We start from the raw sequence: 25,085 nt of genomic DNA on the forward strand, positions 1-25,085 counted from the left end.
CCTATGACATGAAGACCCTTACATTTACATCTTCATGTTGCATTTGATTTATTTCGAATTCAGGATCATTCAATCCAAAATCATCTAATGAAAGTATTTGAATTCTATCAATAGATTCACAGATTAATCCATGACATTCTTGTAATAGTTTTTGACCGTCTGTTTGTCCAAGAGGAATGGCTCTCACACCGTTTTGAATTATACTTCCAACACTTGAGTATAAGAAAACTAAGAGGGTTTCTTCTATTGTCATTTTCAATTCCGCTCCTAATATTCCATATACGATACTCGGATGACCTTGTAATTTATTACCTATAATATTTTCTTTATATATATTTAAATTTACAAATAAAAACAATTCACACAATAATTTAGAAGTACTTTTACTAATCATTCTATTTGCTTTTCTACATTCAAAAGGCAATGTTTGTGCTGTTATTAAATCATCTAAAAATGTAATTTGTTCTCCCTCATTATTCTTAATTGCTTCGTAAGTATATTTGCAAATTAAGCCGTCCGTGTATGTTAATTGCACTTTTATATATCGATTCATCCATTTGAAAAATCCGGCTTTATTTGTAACTTGTCCCTCTTGAATAAACGTTTCTAATCCAAAAGAGTGACTAAAACTTCCTGTTGGGAAGTTAGAATCACTAATTTGGAGTAGGTTAAGTAGGTTAAATATGTTTGTGTGAAGCATGCTTGAACGGTTTTGGTAATACTCTATTTTCTTTTTGATAAGGAACACCTTCCTTTTTAAGTAAATCTTCTACTAAGTAGTCATTCGCCAAAATCATGCACCCTTCATCGAATTGTGCTGGTAAATGTCTATTGCCTAAGTTATGAGCAATGATTCCCATTTCTTTTATTGATGTTGGAGTAATTACAATTACTTCTTCTGGTAATACTTCAATATATACAATTCGATTTTCATCTTCATATAAAATATCACCGTTCTTTAATGTTTCTCCACTACCTAAAGACACCCCAATTTCAAAACCAGATTCTGAATATAGTTTCTGAACCCTCTTCAGTAAAAGCTCACTAGAAATCAATATTTTATCAAGATGCTTTTTTGTATTTGAAAAATCATCCATATTGCATACGTTGTTATTAATTTTTTCAATAATCATTTTATCTCCCCCGTTATATCAAAATAAAAAATATCTTTGAGCCATAGGTAGTACATCTACTGCTTCACACGTGATTACTTTTCCATCAACTTTAACTTCATATGTCTGCGGATCCACTTCAATTTCTGGTGTTGCATTATTTAGCTTCATATCTTGCTTCGAAATCTCTCTCGTATTTTTAACAGGTAATACAACTTTATTTAAACCTAATTTGTCTTTAATATTATTCTCATAAGCTACTTTCGATACAAATGTAATCGAACTGGACTGTACTGCTTTTCCATATGCACCAAACATCTTTTTTTCATAATATGGTTGTGGTGTAGGAATCGAAGCATTCTCGTCTCCCATTAATGCCATCACCACCATCCCGTTTTTCAAAACCATATCTGGCTTAACACCAAAAAATTGCGGATCCCATATTACAAGGTCAGCGTACTTTCCTACTTCAATAGAGCCGACATATTCTGAAATCCCATGTGTAATAGCTGGATTAATTGTATACTTCGCTATATAGCGTTGAATTCTATTATTATCGTTATATTCTTTATCTCCCTCTAAACTACCAATCTGCTTTTTCATTTTATCGGCGGTTTGCCAATTGCGAATAATAACCTCTCCAACCCTTCCCATCGCCTGTGAGTCAGAGCTAATCATGCTGAAAACCCCTAAATCTTGCAAAATATCCTCTGCCGCAATTGTTTCTTTTCGAATTCTTGAATCTGCAAACATTACATCTTCTGGAATATTGGCTTTTAAATGATGACATACCATAAGCATATCTAAATGTTCATCCAGCGTATTCACTGTATATGGCAAGGTCGGGTTCGTTGAAGATGGTAAAATATTATTTAGTGCAGCAATCTTTATAATATCTGGTGCATGCCCACCTCCAGCCCCTTCAGTATGGTACGTATGAATAACACGATTATCAATAGCTTTTATCGTTTCTTCCACAAAACCACATTCATTTAACGTATCGGTATGAATAGCGACTTGAATATCATATTTATCAGCAATCTGTAACGAGTGATTAATTGCGGAAGAAGTCGCTCCCCAATCTTCATGAATTTTCAATCCGATAGCCCCTGCAAATATTTGTTCTTCCAAGGCAGGTAGACTTGAACTATTTCCTTTCCCTAAAAATCCAAGGTTTATTGGAAAAGCTTCTGCTGCTTCTAGCATTTTTCTTAAGTTCCAAGATCCAGGTGTTATTGTAGTTGCCTTAGTCCCTTCTGCCGGTCCTGTTCCCCCACCAATTAAAGTTGTTATACCTGAAGCTAATGCTGTATCAATTTGTTGTGGGGATATGAAATGTACATGTGTATCGATACCTCCAGCTGTAACGATTTTTCGCTCACCAGAAATTACTTCCGTCGATGTTCCAATGATGATATCAATATTATCCATAACCGAAGGATTACCACTCTTACCAATTGCTGAAATTTTCCCATCTTTTATACCAATATCCGCTTTATATATTCCCGTATAATCAATAATAATTGCATTCGTAATAACAACATCCACAACCCCCTGTTCCCTTGTAAGTTGTGAATTTTGTCCCATACCATCCCTAATTGATTTTCCTCCGCCAAAGACAGCTTCATCACCATATACAGTGGCATTTCGCTCAATGTGTGCGAATAATTGTGTATCCGCTAAACGAATAGAATCTCCTGTAGTTGGACCGTATAAATCAGCATATTGTTTACGTGACATCTTAAAACTCATGCTATCTCCCTCTTTTTGTGTAAGATTGAATATCGCCATCCACTTTATTTTTAAATCCATACACTTTTTGTTCCCCGGAATATGGAACTAATTCAATCGTTTTTTCATCTCCAGGTTCAAATCTTACAGCTGTACCCGCTGGAATATTTAAGTGTTGTCCAATTACTACACTACGATCGAATTTTAATGCCTCATTCACTTCATAAAAATGGTAATGAGATCCAATTTGAATAGGTCTATCTCCCTGATTTAACACCTTAACTTTCGTTACTTTTTTATCTCCATTACATACTATGTCTTCTTTCGCAAGAATATATTGCCCTGGAATCATAACATTCACTTCCTTTAATGAATTGGTTGATGAATAGTTACTAATTTTGTTCCATCAGGAAAAGTTGCCTCGACTTGAATATCTGATATCATGTCTGCAATACCATCCATAACATCTTCAGCACTTAAAATATTTTTTCCAAGCTCCATTAATTCCGCCACATTTTTACCATCTCTTGCTCCTTCCAAAATTTCATACGTAATAATAGCGATACTTTCTGGATAGTTTAACTTAAGCCCCCTCTCCTTTCGTCGATAAGCTAAATCAGCCGCAACAACTACTAGCAGTTTATCAATTTCTCTTGGCGTTAATCTCATTACGCTCTCCCTTTCTGAAGTATTTTAAAACTAAGAATATTCTAAAAACAAAAGGTGTATTTTCAATGTCCTTCCCGTGTTTTCTCCATGTTTTTTCTATCAATCAAATAAAAAAAGACTAGAATTTCTAGTCTTTTTTATTTCCCTTCATTCTTCTCTAACACATACAAGTCTTCTTCAATATTAGATAATTTCTCTATTACAAGCTTTCTAGCATCTCCAATTGCTTGATTGTATGCAAATGGTCCTACTAATTTAATCATTTCTTCTATTAAACGCTCTGCTTGGAAGCGTCCAATTTCATCTAAATCTTCTTCAACGAAAAATTGCTGAATTTGTGCTACTAGCTCTTCTTTTTTATCATTTGGTATTTTTATATTCATCATCATTTGTTACTCCTCTATATTTATGATAGTACGTTTCTTAACTCTACCATAGAAAAACGCTTTCCAGGACAAGTTTTTGTAACCCCTTCTAGCTCTCTATGACCAAGTATATTTTCTTTCTTTATAGCAAACTGCTTCATAAACATTTTACATAAAGAATATAATGCATTCATTTGTGCAGGAGTTGGATCGTATTTATCAAAATTACCTGTCATACATATTCCAATTGTATCCCTATTATTATCTTTCGCATGTGCTCCAATATGTAAACCTCGTCCTTCAACTATGGTTCCATCTTCTTCAATAAAATAATTGTAACCAATCCCGCTCCATCCTCTTACTTTTTGATGAAACTCATGTGTTTGATATACATCCCATCCATCTTCGGATGTATGGTGGATAATCAGTTTATTCACTTTTTCTAAAGGAACTAATTCATCTTGAAAGGTTAAATTAACACATTTAATTTCCATTTGAACATCCTCCCTTAAAAATCAATCATCATCATTGTTTTATCATCTGGTCTTATTCTCTTTTCTCCTTCTAGCTTTTCGATAATTGCTACATATTCACTTATACTATTCTTTCTTATATATGCAACAGCTTGTTCGAGCGACCAATCTGGGTGGAATAATCCGTCTGAACAAATAAAAATGCCGCTCACTTCATCTATATGTAATTCACCATGCTGTAAATAATGTATCGCTTCTTTCATTCCGTTTGCAACGGAATACCCGCCCTGCATATTTGCAAGATAACGATTATATTTTAACTGTTCTCGCACATCTTGAAAAACATGTTCTTCTAGTACAGATAACCCTTGTTTACGATCTTCTTCTCTCTTCTTTTTTGCTCGTTTGCTAATTCCTTCAACTGTGTCTTTCGTTAATACTTGTATTGTTCCATTTCGAAGTATTGCGACAATCATACAGTCCCCTAACTGTGCGTATTCAATTTTCTCTCCACCTATTTGAACTGCCGCAATACATGTGCACCACAAATGCTCTTTTTTTCTCGTATCTACCTTATATTCTAACATTTTTCTTTGCAATGCTTCATTTGCTTTTGCAACTGCAACTGGTAAACTATGATTTTCACGTAATGAAGCAAAATAACTTGCAAATAAATGCGAAGCGATGTATGCTCCATTATGTCCCTGTTCATCACGAAACGGGACGAGAGGTGTTGCACCGTCACATACACCATATATCTTATTTTCTTCATTACAAAAATAAGAATCCTCACATTCTTGCTTCAACGGGCTTTTCTGTTGATATGTTTTTATCTTCACAACTGTATCCCCTTTCAAATGATAAAATACTCAAATTCTTTTGATTAATCAAATTTACCGAAATAAACTGTTTTTACCCAAAACTTTCAATATCATATATAATCTTGAAATAATATGAATTTTTTAGTGAAGGACGGGAAAGAGATGGTCAGATTTCTTGGTGTTATTATTGGTTCTATTATTATTGCGATTGCCTTTAATCTTTTCCTTATCCCCCACAAAATTTTAAGTAGTGGAATTGGCGGAATTGCTATTATTTTAGGGATTGTAACTCCTGTAAACACAGGTATTATTAACTTTGTATTAAACTTACCTATCCTTATTTTAGGATACATAGGCCTTGGAAAAAAAGTAATTTTTAACACGATTGTCTCTGTTATTGTATTATCTGTTGCATTATACTACGTTCCAGTAAAAGTCGTAGCAACAGATCCACTTTTATCTTCCATCTTTGGTGGTGTCATTGCCGGAGCTGGTATCGGTCTTGTTTTTAACTGTAATGGATCAACTGGTGGATTTGATATTATCGGTATGTTGTTGTCTCGCAAAAGAGACATTAAACTTGGTGGATTCCTTATTATTTTAAATGCAGTCGTTGTTATTATTGCAGGATTCTTCTTCACTTGGGATGTTGCCCTTACAAGCTTACTTTCCATTTATGTAACTGGTAAAGTTATCGATGCTATTCATACGAAACATCGAAAGGTTACACTTATGATTGTAACAAATGAAGCGGAAAAAATGAAAAAACAACTTCTTTCAACTGTTGTACGTGGCATTACATTACTTGATGGCGAAGGTGCTTATTCTAGCGAAAAGAAACGTGTACTTATGACCGTTGTTTCTCGAGAAGAATTAGCAAGTATGAAATTAACAATTTCTGAAATTGACCCTCATGCATTCGTTAACATTACCGAAACGGTTGAAGTATTAGGATTGTTTAGAAAAGGTTAAAAAACTAGGTGGATTTCCACCTAGTTTTTATTTTCCATAAATTCAATTCGATTTCCGAACGGATCTGATACGTAAAATCTAATTACATCTGGACGTGCATGGTCATCTATTACTTCCATACCTTGCTTTATTAACTCTTGTTTAAATTCATCAATTTTTAAAACATAAAAAGCTGGATGCGCCTTTTTTGCTGGCTTGAAGTTTTGCTCAACTCCGATATGAATCTCTTGATTTCCACACTTAAACCAACATCCACCACGTTTCTTTAATTCCTCTGGCTTCGGAATTTCCTCCATACCTATTTTTTCACCATAAAATTCTCGTGCTTCTTCTTCACACCCTACAGGCGCAGCTACTTGTACATGATCGATCCCTTGAATATAATTTTTCATTTTCTCTCCCCCTCCTCTATCCTAATATTATAAGGAAAACCTACTCCTGTAACTTACAAAAGGTTTATAAAACAATATAAGCTCCCCTTATTACTACCCTACATTCACTTTGCGAAAAATAAAGAAAACAAAATTTATTCTATAACTTCCATTTTTTATAGAAATACACATTACATCTATATTATAGTTATGAATAGACAAATCTTTTTAGATGCTATTTGTACGGAGGAACTATTATGAGTCGTAAAAAATATTCATCAACTCAAAGAAAACGTCATCCGAACATTTCTAGACGTTTACGCAACCATATACAAGATTGTTCATTAACAGAAATGTACGCATCTCTGTTCGAATACAACCCTGATGGTATTATTTCATTAAATTTAGAGGGAATTATTATACACACTAATCCTTCTGCCGAAAGAATACTAGGTTACACTTCTTCAGAGTTAGAGCGGAAAAGCATTACCTCGATTTTAGAAGCTCATATTTCTGAGCAAGTATTACAAAATATAAAGAATACGGAAGCGGATAATCAACAAGAGTATATTTTATCTATTTATCATAAAGATGGATTCTTATTAGATGTCGTGACAAAACTAGTTCCTATTTTTGTCCAAAATCGTCTAACTGGCGTATATGCCATTATGAAGCCTCTTGAAAAATCAGAAAGAATTGAGAAAAAGCTTAAAGAAAGTGAGAAGAGGTTACGTACATTAGTAAACTCCATGCCTGCGTTTGTTATATTTAAAGATCATGAAGGGCGCTGGCTTGAGGCAAATGACTACGCACTTTCTTGCTTCAATTTCCATCATGTACCTTACCACGGAAAAAAAGATAGTGAACTCATTCAATATAATGAAGCGTACCGAGAAGCTTTTTTACATTGTGAAGAAGTCGATGAATTAGCATGGCAACAAAGACAAATTCTTCATGGTGAAGAATTTATTATTCATAGAGATGATTTCGACCTAATCTTAAGTATATCGAAAGTTCCTCTCTATCACCCTGACGGCTCCCGTAAAGGTCTTATCGTAATGGGAAGAGATATTACTGAGCTAAAGGAAACGGAAAAGTTATTACGAAAATCTGAAAAGCTCGCAGTAGTCGGACAACTGACAGCTGGAATCGCTCATGAAATTCGAAATCCACTCACTTCTCTAAAAGGTTTTCTAACATTGCTACTCCCTGAAATAAATGAGGAGCAGAAGTGGTATATCGATGTTATGTTAAGTGAAATTTCACAGATGGAATCTATCACGAGTCAATTTATGGCGATGTCTAAACCACAAGTATTAGCAATCCAAACTTGTAACATACAAACTTTAATTGAAGAGGTAGTTACATTTATTTTACCAACCGCAATTATGCATAGCGTTCATATCATTATGGATCATTTTGATTACGTATATGACATTCAATGTGACGGTAACCAATTAAAACAAGTTTTTATAAATATATTAAAAAATGCGATTGAAGCAATGCCAAATGGCGGAAATATTTTCATCCAAACAAAACCATTAGAGGGGAATTTCATCTTAATACGGATTATCGATGAAGGTTGCGGTATCCCAGAAGATCGTATCTCCCGTTTAGGCGAACCGTTTTATAGTTTAAAAGAAAAAGGCACAGGGCTAGGATTAATGATGTGTTACAAAATAATTGAAGAACATCATGGTAAATTACACATTTCAAGTGAATTAAATAAAGGTACGGTCGTCGATATTCACCTACCACTTTCTTCACCCCACCTTGCAATCCAGTCTTAAATAATAAAAGAAGCATCTGCTCACGATTAGCAGATGCTTCTTTTATTATTTATACTTATAGAACTGTTTTTCCATACCATTCTTTTGCTTTTTCTACTTCACCCATCGTTAATTGATGTCCTCTATTTTCCCAATGCATTGTTACATTAGCGTTTGCATTTTCTAATAGTAGCTTCAATTCCTCTGACTCAGAAGATGAACAAATTGGATCATTTGTCCCAGCAGCAATAAACACGGATTTCCCAGCTAAATTAGGCAATTGTGTTCCTCTTCTAGGCACCATTGGGTGATGAAGCACAGCACCTTTTAATGCATTTTCGTAATGGAATAATAAGCTTGCCGCAATGTTTGCTCCATTTGAATACCCGATAGCTACAATGTTATTTCTATCAAATTCATATGCTTTTGAAGCTTCATCTAAAAACTCATTTAATTCCTTCGTACGGAAAATCAAATCTTCTTCATCAAAAATGCCTTCTGCCAATCTACGGAAGAAACGTGGCATGCCATTTTCTAATACATTTCCTCTAACACTTAATACAGATGCTTCCGGATCAACTATTTCTGCAAGTGGTAATAAATCTAATTCGTTTCCTCCTGTACCATGAAGTAATAACAACACTGGTTTTGACGTATCTTTTCCTTTTTGAAAAACATGTTTCATCATAATCCTTTTCCCCTTTCAATCACTTTAATCTAAATGTCTCACTTCAAACGGCAAAAGCGTTTGTTCAATCTGTTTTCTATGCTGTTCATATTGTTCCGGTAATTTTAATTCCTCACCCATCGTCTCTAACGATTCATCATGAGCGAAACCAGGAGGATCTGTTGCAATTTCAAATAAAATTTCACCATGTTCTCTAAAATAAATTGCGTTAAAATAATTACGATCTTGTACAGGAGTTACGTGGTATCCAAAACGGGACACATGCTCTTTCCAGTCTAGCTGATCAGCGTCGTCACTCGCTCTCCAAGCAATATGATGCACTGTACCAACGCCCATTTGGCCACGACCGATTGTTGATAACCTCAAGTCGATAATATTTCCAATCTTAGCAGAAGAACGGAATCGAACAAATTCGCCTTCTTCTCCAATTTTCTCAAGACCCATAATATGTTCTAACAGTTCAGCAGTTTTTTGAGGCTGTGCCGATAATAGAACCGCACCATCAAATCCTTTAATTGCTACTTCTGGCGTAACTTCTCCAAAAGTCCAATTATTTAATTCACCCTCTTCTCTTTCTACTAATTCTATATGCAAACCATGTGGATCATCAAATTCTAAATACTGCTCTCCAAATCGAGTCATTTTTGTATATGAAACATCGAATTTTTCTAATCTATTCTCCCAAAACTCCATTGCACCTTTTGGTACAACATAAGAAGTGATCCCTACTTGACCGTCACCAATAACTCCTTGACGAGCACCTGCCCATGGGAAAAACGTAATAATTGTTCCAGGCTTTCCTCCTTCATTACCAAAATAAAGATGGTACGTACCCGGATCATCAAAATTTACTGTTTGTTTCACTAAACGTAAACCTAATACACCAGCATAAAAATCTACATTTTCTTGTGGATGTCCTACAATTGCTGTAATGTGATGTATCCCCATTGTTTTCTTTTCCATTTCGTCCACTCCTTTTTAATTCATTATAAAAATTAATTTACATTAAAATTCATTATTCATTTTGTCCATACTAGAAAGTAAAATCCGTCATGATAATTTTATCTTGAATTCGAGATATTAATTATAAAATTACACATTAACGTTTAACTTATCGAAATTATCTCGATTTCAAGATAGTTTCCAAAAAACATTTACTCACTTTAATACCATAATCAGTGGGGGTTTTACTGCCCATTAAAGTGGGATAAAACGTGATTTAGAATATCATTTACCTCAAACTTAACACTTATTATAAGTTACTTACTTTTCTTTGTCAACAAGTTACTTATTTCATTTAAAATGAAAAGGGAGTAAACGCTATTCACCGTTTACTCCCTTTTCAAATCATTTCGTTTCTTCTTCCAGCACTGCTTCCATCTCATTAAATTCAAGATGAATTGCTTTAACTGGTTCTTTCGTTACTAAACTTACAACAATCACAGCTAATAAGCTACAGAAGAATCCAGGTACCATTTCATACATAGTCGCTTTTAAACTTGGAATTTGTACCCAAGTAATTACAACTACTGCACCAACAATCATCCCAGCAAGAACGCCCCATTTGTTCGTTCTTTTCCAATATAAACTTAATAAAATGGCAGGTCCGAATGCTGAACCAAATCCTGCCCAAGCATAACCGACGAGTGTTAAAATTGTATCACTTGGATGATACGCTAAAACAACTGCGATCATAGCTACTACTAAAACTGACAGTCTACCGATAAATACAAGTTCTTTATCACTTGCGTTACGACGGAAAAATGTTTTATAGAAATCTTCCGTTACTGCACTTGAAATAACAAGTAATTGCGAGGAAATACTACTCATTATAGAAGCTAATATAGCTGACAATAAAAACCCGGTAATGTACGGATGGAATAAAATGTTTGAGAATGTTACAAAGACCATTTCTGGGTCTTGTAATGTCCCATTATTTTTAGCATAGTAGGCGATACCAACCAAGCCAGTAAGCATTGCACCTATAATGGAAATCGCCATCCAACCGATACCGATTCTACGAGAAGTTTTCAAATCTTTAATAGAGGTAATTGCCATAAAGCGGACAATAATATGTGGTTGACCAAAATACCCAAGACCCCATGCTAAAAAGGAAATAATACCAAGAATTGTGGTCCCTTTAAACATATCTAAATGCGATGCATCAACTTGCTTAATCGTATTGTATGTCTCTGTTACACCACCGACATCTGTAAAAGCAACAATTGGTACTAATACGAGAGCAATAAACATAATACACCCTTGCACAAAGTCGGTCCAACTTACTGCTAAAAAACCACCGAATAGTGTATAAGCAACTACGACACCGACAGTTACAAATAAACCAATTTTATAATCAAGGTTGAAAGAATTTTCAAACAAACGTCCACCTGATACTAAACCAGCCGACGCATAAAATGTGAAAAATACTAAAATGACGATAGCGGAGACAAAACGAAGTATTTTCGTACGATCTTTAAATCGATTCTCTAAAAAGTCTGGAATCGTAATTGAATCATTAGCCACTTCTGTATACGTTCGCAAACGCGGGGCAAGAATTAAATAGTTTGCATAAGCACCTATTAATAAACCTATCGCAATCCACACACTTGATAACCCTGTCGCATACATCGCACCAGGTAATCCCATTAGCATCCAACCACTCATGTCAGAAGCACCAGCTGATAAAGCTGTAACTGCTGGACCGAGTCCCCTTCCGCCTAACATATAATCTGATAAATCGGATGTCTTCTTATAAGACCAATAACCGATATACAACATACCTGCCATATAAATAGCAAGCGAAACCATAATCTCAATCTTCACCAAATCTCTCCCTTAGTTACATAAGCCATTCAAAATTTCGAAAAATGACTTTTTCTATTTTCTTGTTTTCGCTTATGGTTCCCTACCTTAACAAACATTTTTTGTTCTTTCAAGTAAACAGGTGTTTTTTACTGCATGTGAAAACCTTCATAAACGCCTTTATCCCAGTGGATTACCCGGGTTTCAAAATAAATTAAAGTAAAAATATTCAGAAAATAAAAAGACATTTTTTCACACCTTATTTTCATTCGTTTATTAGTTGAATTTTAAAAGAAAAAAGCCATACAAATGTATGACTTTTAGTCTATTAAACATAGCTTATCTTCTATTTACTAGTAGGAAACAATTCTGAAAGAGGAACTATCCGCCCCACCTCATCTTTAAACACAATATGCTCTCTCGTTAAATGACGCGGGCTCTTTACCCCCGCTGCTGCCGCAAGTGAGAACAAACTATATCTCATACTAACAACATAATTCATTACGCGCCATTTCTTCTCATACGGATCTAACGCTTTTTGATAATGAGGATTCGTCGTCGCCACACCAGACGGACATTGCCCCGAATTACATTGGAGCGCCATAATACAGCCACTTGCCATCATAAACCCACGTGCTGAATTTATAGCATCTGCACCAATAGCTAAAGCAATTGCCACTTTATCTGGTGTAATTAATTTCCCCGAGGCAAACACTTTGAATTTGTCCCGAACACCATAATGATTCGCTGTATCAATACATGTCAGTAACGCTGGAATAAGCGGCATCCCCATACTATCTGCCATCGATTTATACGTCGCACCTGATCCACCTTCTGAACCATCTATTGTAATGAAATCTGGATAGATATTTAACTCTTTCATCGATTTGAATAAATCTTCCAACGGCTCCTGCTGTCCAATTACAATTTTCATACCGACAGGTTTACCGCCGTTTTCTTGCAACTGCTGAATAAAATAAAGTGTATCTGCTGCATTATTTAAAAATGAAAATCGATTCGGTGAATTAATCGTTTCTCCTTCTCGTACATTTCGAACAGAAGCAATTTTCTCATTTACTTTTTGTCCCTCTAGATGACCACCACGTATTTTCGCACCTTGCCCAAATTTCAATTCGAATGCTTTAATATTTCTTTCTTTTGCTTTCTCCATAAATTTCTCCATTGAAAACTTACCATCCTCATCACGGTAACCAAATAATCCTGGACCAATTTGCGCAACGATATTTGCACCTGTATGTAAATGTTCTGGTATTACACCACCTTCTCCCGTATTAATCCACGAACCGCCAGCCATCTTCGCGCCAAACCCACTCGCTAAAATATAATTTTCGCCAATCGCACCGTAAGAAGTTGCCGATGCTCCAAACATGCCATACAGTTTCCATGGATATTTACGATTTTCACCGACGATAACCGCATCATCTTCTTCATATAACCAAAGATTCGTTGTATCCGCTGTCAATTTTTCTCTTCGTGAAAATAACCCTTCTTTATGAATCACATACTTTTTTCCTTCACGTTCTTGCGCTACATTCACACTTAATTCTTCTGTTAATATCGGAAATAATGTATTAGCAATATAGTAACCAGATGTATCAAAATCTCGTTTTGATCCAAAGCCAAGTATTTCAGAACGGTACTTTGCTAAAAACATTACACTTTGAAAATCATAACGTGAAAAAGGCTTTCCATCCGTATCATGATCAAACCAATATTGTCTAAATTCCGGTCCTATCTTTTCAAGTAAATAACGCATCCTTCCTAAGTATGGATGTAGCTTTAATATAGAATGATGCGTCCGTTTTTTAATAAAAAATGTAATAATAAAAAAAATGATTAATAGTAGCATTAATAAGAGCAATATACTAATAATAACGAGTAGCGTTTCACTCATCCCGCTTCCTCCTATGAAAATCCATAATAAAAGGAGAACACTCGATGTGTTCTCCTTTTATCTTTATTCAAACTAATGTAGCAAGATGCTCTTTCGCATCATATTCAACTAAACTTTCAGCATTTTTAATTCGATGAACAAAATCTGGATTAGCAATTAAAGGTCTTCCAAATGCCGCTACATCAATTATTCCTTCTTGCAACGCTTCTTCAGCCTCTTTCGGATTTAAATTCCCTACTCCTACGATCGTACCATCCCAATATTTTCTTACTAATTGATGAAAATTCTTTCCGTCAGCAATAACTGCCGTATAATTCATCGTTGAAGGGTGAATCATCGTTAATCCAACTTCTTTGAACATATTTACAAACGTTTCAATTGCAAGCTCAGGGTTTTCCCACATATAAGTAGGATTATCACCTTTGAAAGCAGAGAAACGAAGAAGTGTTTTATTAGCTCCAACAGCTTCTATTACAGCCGCCGTTACTTCTTTCATAAACGTTAACCTCTCCTTTAAGTCTCCGCCGTATTTATCAGTACGCTTATTTGCAAACTCATAAGTAAATTGATCAATTAAATATCCATGTGCACCGTGAATTTCTACTCCATCAAACCCAGCTTCGATTGCATTCTTTGCAGCTTGTGCGTATTGACCAATCACTGCTTGTATTTCTTCTAACGTCATTGCTTCTGGCGTATCAAATGGTTTACGAAAACGGGGAACATTTCCCTCTGCAGCGATAGCAGACGGTGCTTGCGGCATTTGTCCACCAATTATCTCGTGATGACTCATACGGCCAACATGCCATATTTGAGCAATAATCGTTCCGCCTTCTTTATGTACTGCTTCTGTAACAGGCTTCCACGAGTCGATTTGTTCTTGTGTATAAATCCCTGGTACTCCCGGATTACCTTTTGCTCTTGGGCTAATGACGATTCCCTCTGTAATAATTAATCCAACTCCATCAGCTGCACGCTTTCTATAGTACTCAACTACATCAGTACCAACTACTCCCGTTTCATGATTTGCGAAACATCTCGTCATCGGTGCCATTGCTATGCGATTACGAAGAGACCAAGATCCAATTTGAATCGGATTAAACAACTTTGTTTCTTCAATATTTTCAAAAGATCCCCCAGCGTTTATATTTGTTCCTTCATAAATACTTGCTGCTTTATTATTTGAACTTGTCATTTTTCTTCCCCCTAAAAAATTCTTACTATAATCGCATCATACTTACTTTTAGATAGTAACGTCAATTTATACGCCTTTACCATCGAACATTCGAATATTAAAAAATAGAATGATACAAATAAAAAAAAGATTTCCTAGGCAGGAAACCTTTTTGAATTGACCATATATGGCTAACAATTCGTTTATCTCTTTTATATAAAGAAAATAAACAATTATTATCTCTTCACATATAAAAAATTCCTTAGCAGCAGAAGTGAGAGTGGTTCAGTATTCTTCTAAAAATAATAACTTATAAACCTAAAACAATGAAAGCCCTACCTCTCTTTCATCCTTACGGCTCCTCGTCCGTGCCAGTGTGAATCAGGATTGCAAAAATCAAGTAACTATTCTATCGAAGTGTGTAATTAAACTTCGAAAATTCATAAAGAATTAAAAAATAAAAATGGAGTTGATTGTAGTAATAACAAAAGAGGTTAATGCTCTAAAAGTGGTTTGAAAGAGTTGAATGTCTTTGAAATGATTAATTTTCTATAATTATGTTCCCAAAAAATTCAAAACCTTTTTTGGGATCTAATACATTATTTGTAATGAATCTTAACAAAAGCTTTTTATTTGACTTTCTGTGATACCTTCAATTAATCCCAGTTCACTAATCAAAAATTCGTGTGCATTATCTAACATTTTCTTTTCGCTTGCATTAAGGGCTTTTTCTTTCTGCATACGTAATAAATCACGTACAACTTCAGCACCTTCTTGTATTTTACCCGTCTTTATTTTATCAGTGTTCAATTTATACCTTTGTTTCCACGTAAGTAATCTATCAGATTCTCCATGTTGAAAAACATCCAATATGTGTGCTATCGCCGTTATATCCGTGACTGGCCGTATATTTGAGCTCAATATTCTCCCTGCAGGAATCATTAATTCCATATTACTACCCAACATTTTTATAACATAATACTGTTGTTTTTCTCCTGCGATTTCCTTCTCTTCTATGGCCTTAATTATACCTGCTCCGTGCATTGGATAAACAATGTTATCGCCAATTTGAAACAAATAATCCACCTCCATATATGGTAACCTTCTCAATCTTATCACACAATTACTTTTTTAGCAAAGTTTTTATTTTATCATAAAATTATTTTTCATGTCAATCCTTTCGAACTAAGAAAATAAATTCGTAAAACATCACTAAAAACCCGCAATCTTATTAACTTTTCCACCCATATATACATTCTAATTTCACCTTCTCTTTTTACATAAAAACACATTACTACATATAAGTAGTAATGTGTTTTTTATACGGAATCGTTAAACATTCCCTATTAATTTCACGCCTATATACTAACCTGCTTACGGACTGTCTCTCTCGCTAAAAGAAAACTCATAATCACTTGCGCAGCTACTCGGCTCGTCATATCTCTGAAATCAAGAGTTGGATCAATTTCTACAATATCCATCCCTTGAACGAGAGGTTCTTTGCCAAGAAATTCAATCGCATCCAGTAAAGTCGCGCTATCCATTCCCCCAGGACCAATCGCTGGACAACCTGGCGCAAATGCTTGATCTAGTACATCCATATCAAGAGAAATATAAATAGAAGTCACGCCTTGCTTTCTTAATACTTCGATACTTTCCGTCATAATATCTTTTATTTCTCGCTCTCGTACATCTTTCATTGTATACACTGTCACGCCATGTTCTTTTGCATATTCATGGTACGCTCGTGCATTTGAAAAATTACGAATACCGATTTGAACGAGTTGTTTTCCTGTAATAACACCATTTTCTAGTAAACTACGGAACGGTGTACCATTTGACGGACCACCATCTTCTAAGTTGCGCAAATCATGATGGGCATCAAATTGAATAATACCGACCTTCCCTTTACTATTTGCAAATCCTGTTATACTCGGAAAACTAATCGAATGATCCCCACCAAGAACGATTGGTATCATGTTCGGATTTACTTTCGTTACATGACCAACTGTTTTCGCAATTCGGTTATGACTTTCTTTTATATCCGTCACATGCATCGTAATATCTCCGCAATCATATAAGACACTTTCTTTCATATCATGTTCTTCTGTAATTGCGTACGTGCTATATGCATCTAACATCGCACGAATTGTTTTTGGAGCAAAACTTGCTCCTGAATGACTAATAGATGGTTTAGAAAGGGGTGCTCCAATTAAGGCCGCACCGAATATTTCCACGCCTTCCTCCCAATCTTTAATCATTTCACTCCATTTTGTCACTTCACGATCGATAAACTTGGCATTTTTCTTTAAATAGTGGCCGTGCTCCACGATTGTTCACCTCTTGTATATGCGATATTACCATTCTTCCATACTGTATTTACATGACTTACGCCGTAATGATACGGTACGTAAGCATAATTGTAAGCATCCCATAGCACTAGATCTGCCTTGCGACCTACTCTAATTTTCCCAGCTACATCGCCACGATTAATTGCGTAAGAAGAGTTAACTGTTACCGCATTCCAAACTTCTTCTGGTGTCATTTTCAACTTCAGCATTGCGATGCTCATAATAAGCTGAATGTTTTCCGTTGGACAGCTGCCCGGGTTAAAGTCTGTAGCTAACGCAACTGCAACACCTTCATCAATCATTTTTCGGCCGCGTGCAAAGCTTTCTTTATTTAAATAGAAAGTTGTTCCTGGTAATAAAGTCGCTACTGTATTAGAGTTTGCAAGCATTTCAATTCCTTTATCAGAAGCACCAACTAAATGGTCCGCTGATGCTGCACCAATTTCAGCCGCTGCTTCCGCACCACCAAGAGGGTCAATTTCATCCGCATGAATTTTCACATCAAATCCAAGCTCTTTCGCTTTTAATAAAAACTCTTTTGACTCTTCAACAGAGAACACACCTGTTTCACAGAAAATATCAACGAATTCCGCTAATTGCTTCTCTTTCATTTCTGGTAATAAATCTAACATCCATTGTAAAAATTCTTTCGATCTACCTTTATACTCTTTTGGAACTGCATGAGCACCTAAAAATGTGGAAACTAAATCAATTGGATGTTCTTTTTGTAATTGTGCCGTTGCCTCTAATTGTTTCCATTCCGTCTCATCATCTAATCCGTAACCACTCTTCGCTTCTACAGTTGTAACTCCGAAAGATAGCATACGGTCTAAATGGAATTTCGCCTTTTGAACAAGCTCTTCTTTCGACGATTGTTTCGTTGCATTTACAGTTGAAAGAATACCTCCGCCTTGTTCTAAAATTTCTAAGTATGGAACTCCTTGTAATTTTAGCGCGATTTCATTTTCACGAGATCCACCAAATACAAGGTGGGTATGCGGATCAACAAGACCAGGAGAAACCATTTTCCCGCCACAATCAATAACTTCTTTTGCCTGAAGTCCTTTTGCTTCTTCTGCTGTCCCAACGAAAGTGATTACACCATTTTCAATTCCAACCGCACCGTTTTCGATAACAGGAAGCGTGTTCATCGCTTCCCGTCTTAACAAGCCATCTTCTTGATCCATTGTTAGTAATTGACCGATATTTATTAGTAAAGTGTCCAGCATGTTTTTCTCCTCCTTATTTCATCATTGGAATGTTAACGCCTTTTTCTTTCGCAGTTTCCACAGCTAAGTCATACCCTGCATCCACGTGACGAACAACACCCATACCAGGGTCAGAAGTTAATACGCGCTCAATACGTTTTGCTGCTGCTTCTGTTCCATCTGCAACGATAACCATTCCAGCGTGAAGTGAATAACCCATACCAACGCCGCCACCGTGGTGAACAGATACCCAGCTTGCACCGTTTACACTGTTAATTAATGCATTCAAAATTGGCCAGTCAGCTACTGCATCACTACCATCTTTCATCGCTTCTGTTTCACGGTTTGGAGATGCTACTGATCCGCAATCTAAATGGTCACGACCGATAACGATTGGTGCTGATAATTCACCATTTGCAACCATTTCATTAATAATGCGACCAAATTTCGCGCGCTCACCGTAACCAAGCCAACAAATACGTGACGGAAGACCTTGGAACTCAACTTGCTGACGAGCCATACGGATCCAGTTACATAAATGCTCATTATCAGCAAACTCACGTAAAATTACTTCGTCTGTTTTATAAATATCTTCTGGGTCACCAGAAAGTGCTACCCAGCGGAATGGTCCTTTTCCTTCGCAGAATAATGGACGGATAAATGCTGGAACGAATCCTGGGAAATCGAATGCATTTTTCAAACCTTCATCAAAAGCAACTTGGCGAATGTTATTTCCGTAATCAAATGTAATTGCGCCTTTTGCTTGCATAGCAAGCATGGCTTCTACATGTTTTGTCATGCTTTCTTTTGATAATTGTACGTAGCGCTCCGGATCTTCTTCACGAAGTTTTGCTGCTTCTTCTAACGTGTAACCTACTGGAATATAACCGTTTAATGGATCATGAGCAGATGTTTGATCTGTAACTAAATCTGGCGTAATATTACGCTTCACTAGCTCTGGTAAAATCTCTGCCGCATTTCCTAATAAACCAATAGAAATCGGTTCTTTCTTCTCTTTATACTCGTTCGCAACCGTTAATGCTTCTTCTAATGATTCTGTATACATATCACAGTATCTCTTTTCAATACGACGATCAATGCTGCGCTTATCAACATCAATAGCGATAACAACACCGCCATTCATCGTTACAGCAAGAGGTTGTGCACCTCCCATACCACCTAAACCAGCAGTAAGTGTTAATGTACCTTTTAATGAACCACCGAAATGTTGACGTGCCGCTTCACCAAACGTTTCATATGTTCCTTGTAAAATACCTTGTGTTCCAATGTAAATCCAGCTACCTGCTGTCATTTGTCCATACATCATAAGACCTTTTTTCTCTAGTTCACGGAAGTGATTCCAGTTCGCCCACTTCGGTACTAAGTTTGAGTTCGCTAAAAGAACGCGAGGTGCATCTTCATGTGATTTAAAGATTGCAACTGGTTTTCCTGATTGAACAAGTAAAGTTTCATCGCTTTCTAACGTTTTTAATGAATCTACAATTGCATTGTAGCTTTCCCAGTTACGAGCTGCACGGCCGATCCCACCATATACAACTAATTCTTCTGGCTTTTCAGCAACTTCCGGATCTAAATTGTTCATTAACATACGAAGTGCAGCTTCTTGCACCCACCCTTTCGTTTGTAACTCCGTACCTCTTGGCGCGCGAATTGTTTGTTTAACTTTTTCCATTTCAATCTCTCCCTTTTCTCATTTTATAGTGCTGCGTTTACATCTAATCTTTCTTTGATCGAATAATTCGTTTTTAACCAATGCGCAATATTTTCAATATCCGTTGAGAATATACGGTCATTTGTAATAGAAGGCACTTGCTGACGACCTTGATGATAGAAACTTTTCGTCACTGTACTCATGTTTTCAATACCGCGATATTCTGCAGCTTGCATCGCACAAATCATCTCAATTGAAAGAACACGTCTTACGTTTTGAATAATTTGATGTGCATGGCGTGAAGCGATTGTTCCCATACTTACGTGATCTTCTTGGTTAGCTGATGACGGGATTGAATCAACACTCGCCGGATGTGCTAACGTTTTATTTTCAGAAACTAGTGACGCTGCAGCATATTGCATAATCATTGCACCAGACTGAAGTCCTGGTTCTGGACTTAAAAATGGTGGTAAATCGTTTAATTGCGGATTCACTAAACGCTCAATACGACGCTCTGAAATATTTGCAAGTTCTGCCATCCCTACTTTTAAGAAGTCCATCGCAAATGCAATTGGTTGACCGTGGAAATTACCACCTGAAATTACTTTTTCCCCGCCATCAAAGATTAGCGGATTATCCGTTGCTGCATTCATTTCAATTTCTAATTTTTCTTTCACATAATTTAAAACTTGCCAAGAAGCACCGTGTACTTGCGGAATACAGCGAAGTGAATATGCATCCTGCACACGTAGTTCTCCTTGTTTTGTTGTTAATTTACTATCATGAAGGATGTCACGAATTCTGCTCGCTACTTCCACTTGCTCTTTATAACCACGTGCTTTATGAACATTTTCATCAAATGCATCAATAATGCCTTGTAAACCTTCAATTGTCATAGATGCAATTAATTCAGCTTGATAAGCCGTTGCTTCTGCTTCTATATAAGAAAGAACTCCTTGCGCTGTCATCGCCTGCGTGCCATTAATTAACGCTAGACCTTCTTTCGCTTCAAGTTCAATTGGCTCAAGACCTTCTTCTGTAAGAGCGACCATTGCATGAACGCGTTTTCCTTTATAGAACACTTCACCTTCACCTAATAATACGAGCGCAAGATGAGATAAAGGTGCTAAATCGCCACTCGCACCAAGTGAGCCTTGTTGTGGAACAACTGGGTGAATTTTACGATTTACAAACTCAAGAAGCATATTTACAACGAGCGGTCTAACACCAGATACTCCTTTAAGCATCGTGTTTGCTCGTAAAATTAACATACCGCGTGATACTTCTTCAGGGAATGGCTCGCCTATCCCACATGCATGTGACTGAATTAAATTATGTTGAAGTGCCTTTACATCATCTTTTTGAATTAGCACATCACTAAACTTTCCAAATCCAGTTGTAATACCGTAAACGACTTTTCCGTCCTCTACAATTTTCTCAACTACTTCGCGGCACTCCGCCACCTTTTGCATACTAGTTGGACAAGCTGTTACACCTTCTCCTTCAAGTAACAACCTCTTCATTTCTTCAATTGTCAATGTGTGTCCTGTTAACGTAATCATTGTTTTTCCTCCTTAAAAAGGCAAAAGGGGACCTTATCTTTTTAAGACAGACTTCTGTCCTAAAAAAGTAAGGCCCCCTTCTAACTAATAGACTATGGGCAAATCATATGTGATTAATTCCTAAACCAATCGCCTCATGCTCAGATCCTTTTACAGGTGCACCAATCGTTCCATATAATGCAACAGCAACCCATTCGCCCTCTTTTTTTCCGTCGTATGGTGTACCGCGCACAATCGCAAAGCGAAGTCCCACTGTACGAAGAACGTCTGCTAACTGAATTTGACCTCTCGTCACTCCGTACAAAGCTTCCATAATTGCGTGATAAAGTGCATGTGTTTCTCTGTAAACGTCTGTTTCAATAACTTGGTTGCTCTTAGCCGCTGTTTCCATTGCTGCGACAACCTTTTGCGAATTCATCGAACCCACTTTCCCCGTACAATACTTCCAACCTTTTGGGATAGATAATACAGGGCTTTCATTCTCATCCGCAAGTGCCAACAGCATGGCCATACGACCAATTCGATGTGTTCCTTGAAGAAGCATGTGACTCTCTCATTTCTTTTAATTATTTGAATATTTCTTAATTTAAGAATATATGAAAACGGTTAAATCGTCAATAGTTTAAACTCACATTCAAACAATTTTTTCATCTCCTCCATTTGTGTACACAAATGATTTACACAAATTTTTCAGGCGTGTTATAGTCTCACTAACCGATACAAAGGGGAGAGATTTCAGTGACAAAGCGAAAAGATATTCATTTTCGAATTGAAGAAAAATTACTTGAAAGGTTTGAAGCTGCACTCCATTACGAAGGCTTAAAGAAAACCGACGTATTAACGCACGCAATTCAGCAATTTTGCACGAAGGTGGAATGCGAAAAGATGAATGATGTAAAACGCCAATACAACGTAAGCAACCATTTACAAGCTCGTATCGATACGCATAAACATTATGAAGAAAAACATGTGAATTTAGATAAAGTCGTCATGGATCATTTACAACTTCAAGGAGACGAGAAAATATTAGAGGTTGGATGCGCTAACGGAAAATTTCTTTCCCTTTTGCAAGCGAATGGCCATAAAGGTCAATTAACAGGTTTTGATCAATCAGAAGCTATGCTCTCTGAAGCCACTAAAACGAATAATTTAATTGAATGGAGACTAGGTGACGCTGAAAAACTTCCTTTTGAAGCCAATTGCTACGACTGGATCGTCGCAAGACATATGTTATATTACATGAAAGATGTTGAAAAAACCATCCAAGGGTTCCATAAAGTAATACGTCCTGGCGGCTCACTTTTAGCTACAACAAATTCTGACGTTACATTACCTCGTATAGTTGAAATGTGTAACCGCATGTTAGGCGCATTTGATTTACCGAAAACAACATCTTCAGTCACGCCATTTTGTTTGGAAAATGGTAAAGAGATATTACAGTCTGTTTTTCCAACTGTTGAAGAAGCAGTTATTCATAATGCTCTCGTTTTTCATCATGCTACTCCAATTGTAAACTATATTTCTAGCATGTTTCCGTCGCTAAATATACCTGATAATACACATCTTCACGCCGAAATGAAGGAATGGCTAAAAGAAGAAGTAAAAAATGAATTGTTACTTCATAACGGTATATGGCGCGATCCGAAAACGTTAGCCATTTATCGATGTCAAAAAGAAAAAAGCTAGCATTCGCTAGCTTTTACATATTTTTAAGTAAAAGCTCCTCCATCATCACATTCCCCTTACCACTGTAAAAATTTATATTATGTTCGTTTGTTACCCAAAAATAAGAGGCAATCGCTATTCCAAATGGCACAAATGCATGCCCCTGTGCTGTAATAATATTTGAATGTTGCACAACTTCTTCATACACAAAATTTTCTACTGGAAAACAATCTAATTTTCTATAATCCATAGTTACTGTATACGAGTTTTCTTTGAATAATCCTGCTTTTGCTAGCACATACGGTCCAGCACAAATAGCAGCTACTAATTTTTCTTGTTCGTGAAATTGACGGATGACTGCAAAGAGTCCTGCCGCATCCTTCATATGTATCGCATCTCCGCCTGGAATAATAATTCCCTCATATTCTTCCACACGCACTTCTCTTAATTCTATATGTGGTTGCACTTGCAAACCCGTTTCACTTATAATCAATTCTTTTGTTAAACCTGCTGTAATGATTCCATATTTGTTTTTCAGCAATGCCGTTGCTACTGTTATTTCAAACTCCGCAAATGTTGGGTATACAAATAAAAGTATTTTTTTCATAGCCCTCTTTCCTTTAACCAATCCATAAAATATACTTCTAATTCTTCTGCTGTTAATCTATTCGTGTCCACATAAGTTATAGGAAATTGTTTATACCAGTCTTTTTCAGTTTCTACTAATTTAAATTGCTCCTCAAATGTACTTCGCTTTCTTGTTCTATCGTTATTTTTTCTATCATATACATTCTTTTTCGTCACATCTAAATAAAAAATAGCATCTGAACGGCATTCTCTTAATTTATATAATTCATCTTTCAATTCAGTTTCTATATCCCACTCTTTCCCTATAATCATTGGATAAAAAAGTGTATAAAATTCAATATCTTCAGGTCCACGATCAAAAATAACGACTGAACCCTTCGCATTTTGAAACTCCTTTATTTTAGCTTCTATAAACATTTTTTGATTTACTATAAACCCTTCTTTTGAATTCATATCCAAATTTAATTGTTTTCGCTTTTCTACAATTGGATAAGGATTTTCATATATAACTGAAAGCCCATATCGTTCTAATCTTTTAGCCAATGTTGTTTTTCCACTTGCCATCGGTCCTTGGAGTGAAATTACATATGCCATCCCTCTCATTCCCTTGCACTTTAGTACATTCATAATATACAGAATTTTTAAAACCATCAACAAAATATATATCATCTTGTTTCTTATTCTTATGTAACTTATAATAAAAAATAGAGATTATGACGGACGCATCAATAATGTAAGCTTGGAAATCCAAGCTTACATTATTTTTTGCTTTCCCTTTTCTAATAAAAAGAGTATACTAGTTTAGAACGTATGTTCTTAATGATTACATACAGTAAGGAGATAAGACAATGGTATACGATACAAAAGCAATTTCTTGGAATGAGTCTTTAAAACAACTTCAACGCCACTATACAAACAAACAAGTTGACCGAAAAGAATTTGAGGATATTGAACTGATGGAATTCTTCCGCGATAACGACTACATTTCTTTACCTACACATATAAGTGGCCTATCAACAGCACGTTTTACTTCTTACTCTATTTTCACAACTGAAGATAAAGATCGTAAAGTTGGCACATTAATCATTGAATATGTAGAAGATGATAATAATAATTTATGTGTGGAACAACTATACTTTGTTTAAATGATAACGCTTGGTCAAAATGACCAAGC

Annotated in this window: 26 protein-coding genes; 4 read left to right on the top strand and 22 right to left on the bottom strand. The window is 36.0% G+C overall.

Features of this window, described 5'->3' with window-relative positions:
* Position 1: 1 nt before the first annotated feature.
* From RTP99_RS07080 to RTP99_RS07115, 8 genes are all read right to left on the bottom strand, one after another.
* Positions 2–700: an urease accessory protein UreF gene (locus tag RTP99_RS07080; protein WP_000903408.1), complete on the bottom strand. Its 699-nt coding sequence runs from the start codon at positions 698–700 to the stop codon at positions 2–4.
* Complete coding sequence (locus RTP99_RS07085) at positions 678–1,133, bottom strand: urease accessory protein UreE (protein ID WP_000582801.1); 456 nt, start codon at positions 1,131–1,133, stop codon at positions 678–680. Before RTP99_RS07085 ends, RTP99_RS07080 begins: the two co-directional genes overlap by 23 nt.
* Before the next feature lie 18 nt (positions 1,134–1,151).
* Positions 1,152–2,864 (bottom strand): urease subunit alpha, encoded by a 1,713-nt coding sequence (ureC, locus tag RTP99_RS07090; protein WP_000008663.1) that lies wholly within the window; start codon positions 2,862–2,864, stop codon positions 1,152–1,154.
* A gap of 1 nt (position 2,865) precedes the next feature.
* Entirely contained in the window at positions 2,866–3,195 is a 330-nt protein-coding gene (locus RTP99_RS07095) for an urease subunit beta (RefSeq protein ID WP_000612159.1), read from the bottom strand.
* 14 nt (positions 3,196–3,209) lie between these two features.
* Positions 3,210–3,512: an urease subunit gamma gene (locus RTP99_RS07100; RefSeq protein WP_001241327.1), complete on the bottom strand. Its 303-nt coding sequence runs from the start codon at positions 3,510–3,512 to the stop codon at positions 3,210–3,212.
* Between the two features lie 137 nt (positions 3,513–3,649).
* Positions 3,650–3,901 (bottom strand): DUF2164 domain-containing protein, encoded by a 252-nt coding sequence (locus RTP99_RS07105; RefSeq protein WP_041184504.1) that lies wholly within the window; start codon positions 3,899–3,901, stop codon positions 3,650–3,652.
* A gap of 17 nt (positions 3,902–3,918) precedes the next feature.
* The gene (locus RTP99_RS07110; RefSeq protein ID WP_000402972.1) at positions 3,919–4,371 is read right to left on the bottom strand and encodes a peptidoglycan recognition protein family protein; all 453 of its coding nucleotides are present in this window, start codon (positions 4,369–4,371) and stop codon (positions 3,919–3,921) included.
* A 14-nt stretch (positions 4,372–4,385) separates the two neighbouring features.
* Positions 4,386–5,207, bottom strand: coding sequence for a protein phosphatase 2C domain-containing protein (locus RTP99_RS07115; RefSeq protein ID WP_041184503.1), 822 nt, complete (start codon positions 5,205–5,207; stop codon positions 4,386–4,388).
* 126 nt (positions 5,208–5,333) lie between these two features.
* Here RTP99_RS07115 and RTP99_RS07120 point away from each other — a divergent pair, with 126 nt between their 5' ends.
* On the top strand, positions 5,334–6,143 hold the full coding sequence (locus RTP99_RS07120) for a YitT family protein (protein ID WP_000251336.1): 810 nt from the start codon (positions 5,334–5,336) through the stop codon (positions 6,141–6,143).
* Between the two features lie 20 nt (positions 6,144–6,163).
* On the opposite strand, the gene RTP99_RS07125 is transcribed toward RTP99_RS07120, so the two are convergent.
* Complete coding sequence (locus tag RTP99_RS07125) at positions 6,164–6,535, bottom strand: VOC family protein (protein WP_000800774.1); 372 nt, start codon at positions 6,533–6,535, stop codon at positions 6,164–6,166.
* 236 nt (positions 6,536–6,771) lie between these two features.
* On the opposite strand from RTP99_RS07125, the gene RTP99_RS07130 reads away from it, so the two are divergent.
* On the top strand, positions 6,772–8,304 hold the full coding sequence (locus RTP99_RS07130) for a BA3702 family sensor histidine kinase (RefSeq protein WP_000087686.1): 1,533 nt from the start codon (positions 6,772–6,774) through the stop codon (positions 8,302–8,304).
* 55 nt (positions 8,305–8,359) lie between these two features.
* Here RTP99_RS07130 and RTP99_RS07135 read toward each other — a convergent pair whose 3' ends face one another.
* From RTP99_RS07135 to hutP, 11 genes are all read right to left on the bottom strand, one after another.
* The gene (locus RTP99_RS07135; RefSeq protein ID WP_000975490.1) at positions 8,360–8,971 is read right to left on the bottom strand and encodes an alpha/beta hydrolase; all 612 of its coding nucleotides are present in this window, start codon (positions 8,969–8,971) and stop codon (positions 8,360–8,362) included.
* 24 nt (positions 8,972–8,995) lie between these two features.
* The gene (locus RTP99_RS07140) at positions 8,996–9,934 is read right to left on the bottom strand and encodes a ring-cleaving dioxygenase (RefSeq protein WP_000412744.1); all 939 of its coding nucleotides are present in this window, start codon (positions 9,932–9,934) and stop codon (positions 8,996–8,998) included.
* A 384-nt stretch (positions 9,935–10,318) separates the two neighbouring features.
* Positions 10,319–11,797: a sodium/proline symporter PutP gene (gene putP / locus RTP99_RS07145; protein ID WP_000687612.1), complete on the bottom strand. Its 1,479-nt coding sequence runs from the start codon at positions 11,795–11,797 to the stop codon at positions 10,319–10,321.
* 325 nt (positions 11,798–12,122) lie between these two features.
* Positions 12,123–13,691 carry an FMN-binding glutamate synthase family protein gene (locus RTP99_RS07150; protein ID WP_000005191.1) on the bottom strand — a complete coding sequence of 523 codons (1,569 nt, stop codon included), beginning with the start codon at positions 13,689–13,691 and terminating at the stop codon, positions 12,123–12,125.
* Positions 13,692–13,758: 67 nt separating this feature from the next.
* Positions 13,759–14,886, bottom strand: coding sequence for an alkene reductase (locus RTP99_RS07155; RefSeq protein WP_000204411.1), 1,128 nt, complete (start codon positions 14,884–14,886; stop codon positions 13,759–13,761).
* Positions 14,887–15,480: 594 nt separating this feature from the next.
* Entirely contained in the window at positions 15,481–15,942 is a 462-nt protein-coding gene (locus tag RTP99_RS07160) for a CarD family transcriptional regulator (RefSeq protein ID WP_172656213.1), read from the bottom strand.
* 281 nt (positions 15,943–16,223) lie between these two features.
* Positions 16,224–17,195: a formimidoylglutamase gene (hutG, locus tag RTP99_RS07165; protein ID WP_000399842.1), complete on the bottom strand. Its 972-nt coding sequence runs from the start codon at positions 17,193–17,195 to the stop codon at positions 16,224–16,226.
* Positions 17,174–18,445 carry an imidazolonepropionase gene (gene hutI / locus RTP99_RS07170; RefSeq protein WP_000887535.1) on the bottom strand — a complete coding sequence of 424 codons (1,272 nt, stop codon included), beginning with the start codon at positions 18,443–18,445 and terminating at the stop codon, positions 17,174–17,176. The genes hutG and hutI overlap by 22 nt, the downstream gene beginning before the upstream one ends.
* Positions 18,446–18,458: 13 nt before the next feature.
* A complete protein-coding gene (hutU, locus tag RTP99_RS07175) occupies positions 18,459–20,117 on the bottom strand; it encodes a urocanate hydratase (protein ID WP_000416709.1) in 1,659 nt (552 codons plus the stop codon).
* Between the two features lie 23 nt (positions 20,118–20,140).
* The gene (gene hutH, locus RTP99_RS07180; RefSeq protein ID WP_000631849.1) at positions 20,141–21,658 is read right to left on the bottom strand and encodes a histidine ammonia-lyase; all 1,518 of its coding nucleotides are present in this window, start codon (positions 21,656–21,658) and stop codon (positions 20,141–20,143) included.
* Positions 21,659–21,761: 103 nt separating this feature from the next.
* On the bottom strand, positions 21,762–22,202 hold the full coding sequence (gene hutP / locus RTP99_RS07185) for a histidine utilization transcription antiterminator HutP (protein WP_000926516.1): 441 nt from the start codon (positions 22,200–22,202) through the stop codon (positions 21,762–21,764).
* A 194-nt stretch (positions 22,203–22,396) separates the two neighbouring features.
* On the opposite strand from hutP, the gene RTP99_RS07190 reads away from it, so the two are divergent.
* Positions 22,397–23,344: a class I SAM-dependent methyltransferase gene (locus tag RTP99_RS07190; protein ID WP_000166753.1), complete on the top strand. Its 948-nt coding sequence runs from the start codon at positions 22,397–22,399 to the stop codon at positions 23,342–23,344.
* Positions 23,345–23,357: 13 nt separating this feature from the next.
* Here RTP99_RS07190 and RTP99_RS07195 read toward each other — a convergent pair whose 3' ends face one another.
* The gene (locus RTP99_RS07195) at positions 23,358–23,930 is read right to left on the bottom strand and encodes a DJ-1/PfpI family protein (RefSeq protein ID WP_000722216.1); all 573 of its coding nucleotides are present in this window, start codon (positions 23,928–23,930) and stop codon (positions 23,358–23,360) included.
* Positions 23,927–24,505, bottom strand: a complete 579-nt coding sequence (locus RTP99_RS07200; RefSeq protein WP_000332135.1) for an AAA family ATPase — start codon at positions 24,503–24,505, stop codon at positions 23,927–23,929. The genes RTP99_RS07195 and RTP99_RS07200 overlap by 4 nt, the downstream gene beginning before the upstream one ends.
* 254 nt (positions 24,506–24,759) lie before the next feature.
* Here RTP99_RS07200 and RTP99_RS07205 point away from each other — a divergent pair, with 254 nt between their 5' ends.
* Positions 24,760–25,056, top strand: a complete 297-nt coding sequence (locus RTP99_RS07205) for a hypothetical protein (RefSeq protein ID WP_000262396.1) — start codon at positions 24,760–24,762, stop codon at positions 25,054–25,056.
* Positions 25,057–25,085 lie beyond the last annotated feature (29 nt).

It is taken from the genome of Bacillus sp. (in: firmicutes) (assembly GCF_031983925.1).
Classification (GTDB): domain Bacteria; phylum Bacillota; class Bacilli; order Bacillales; family Bacillaceae_G; genus Bacillus_A; species Bacillus_A pacificus.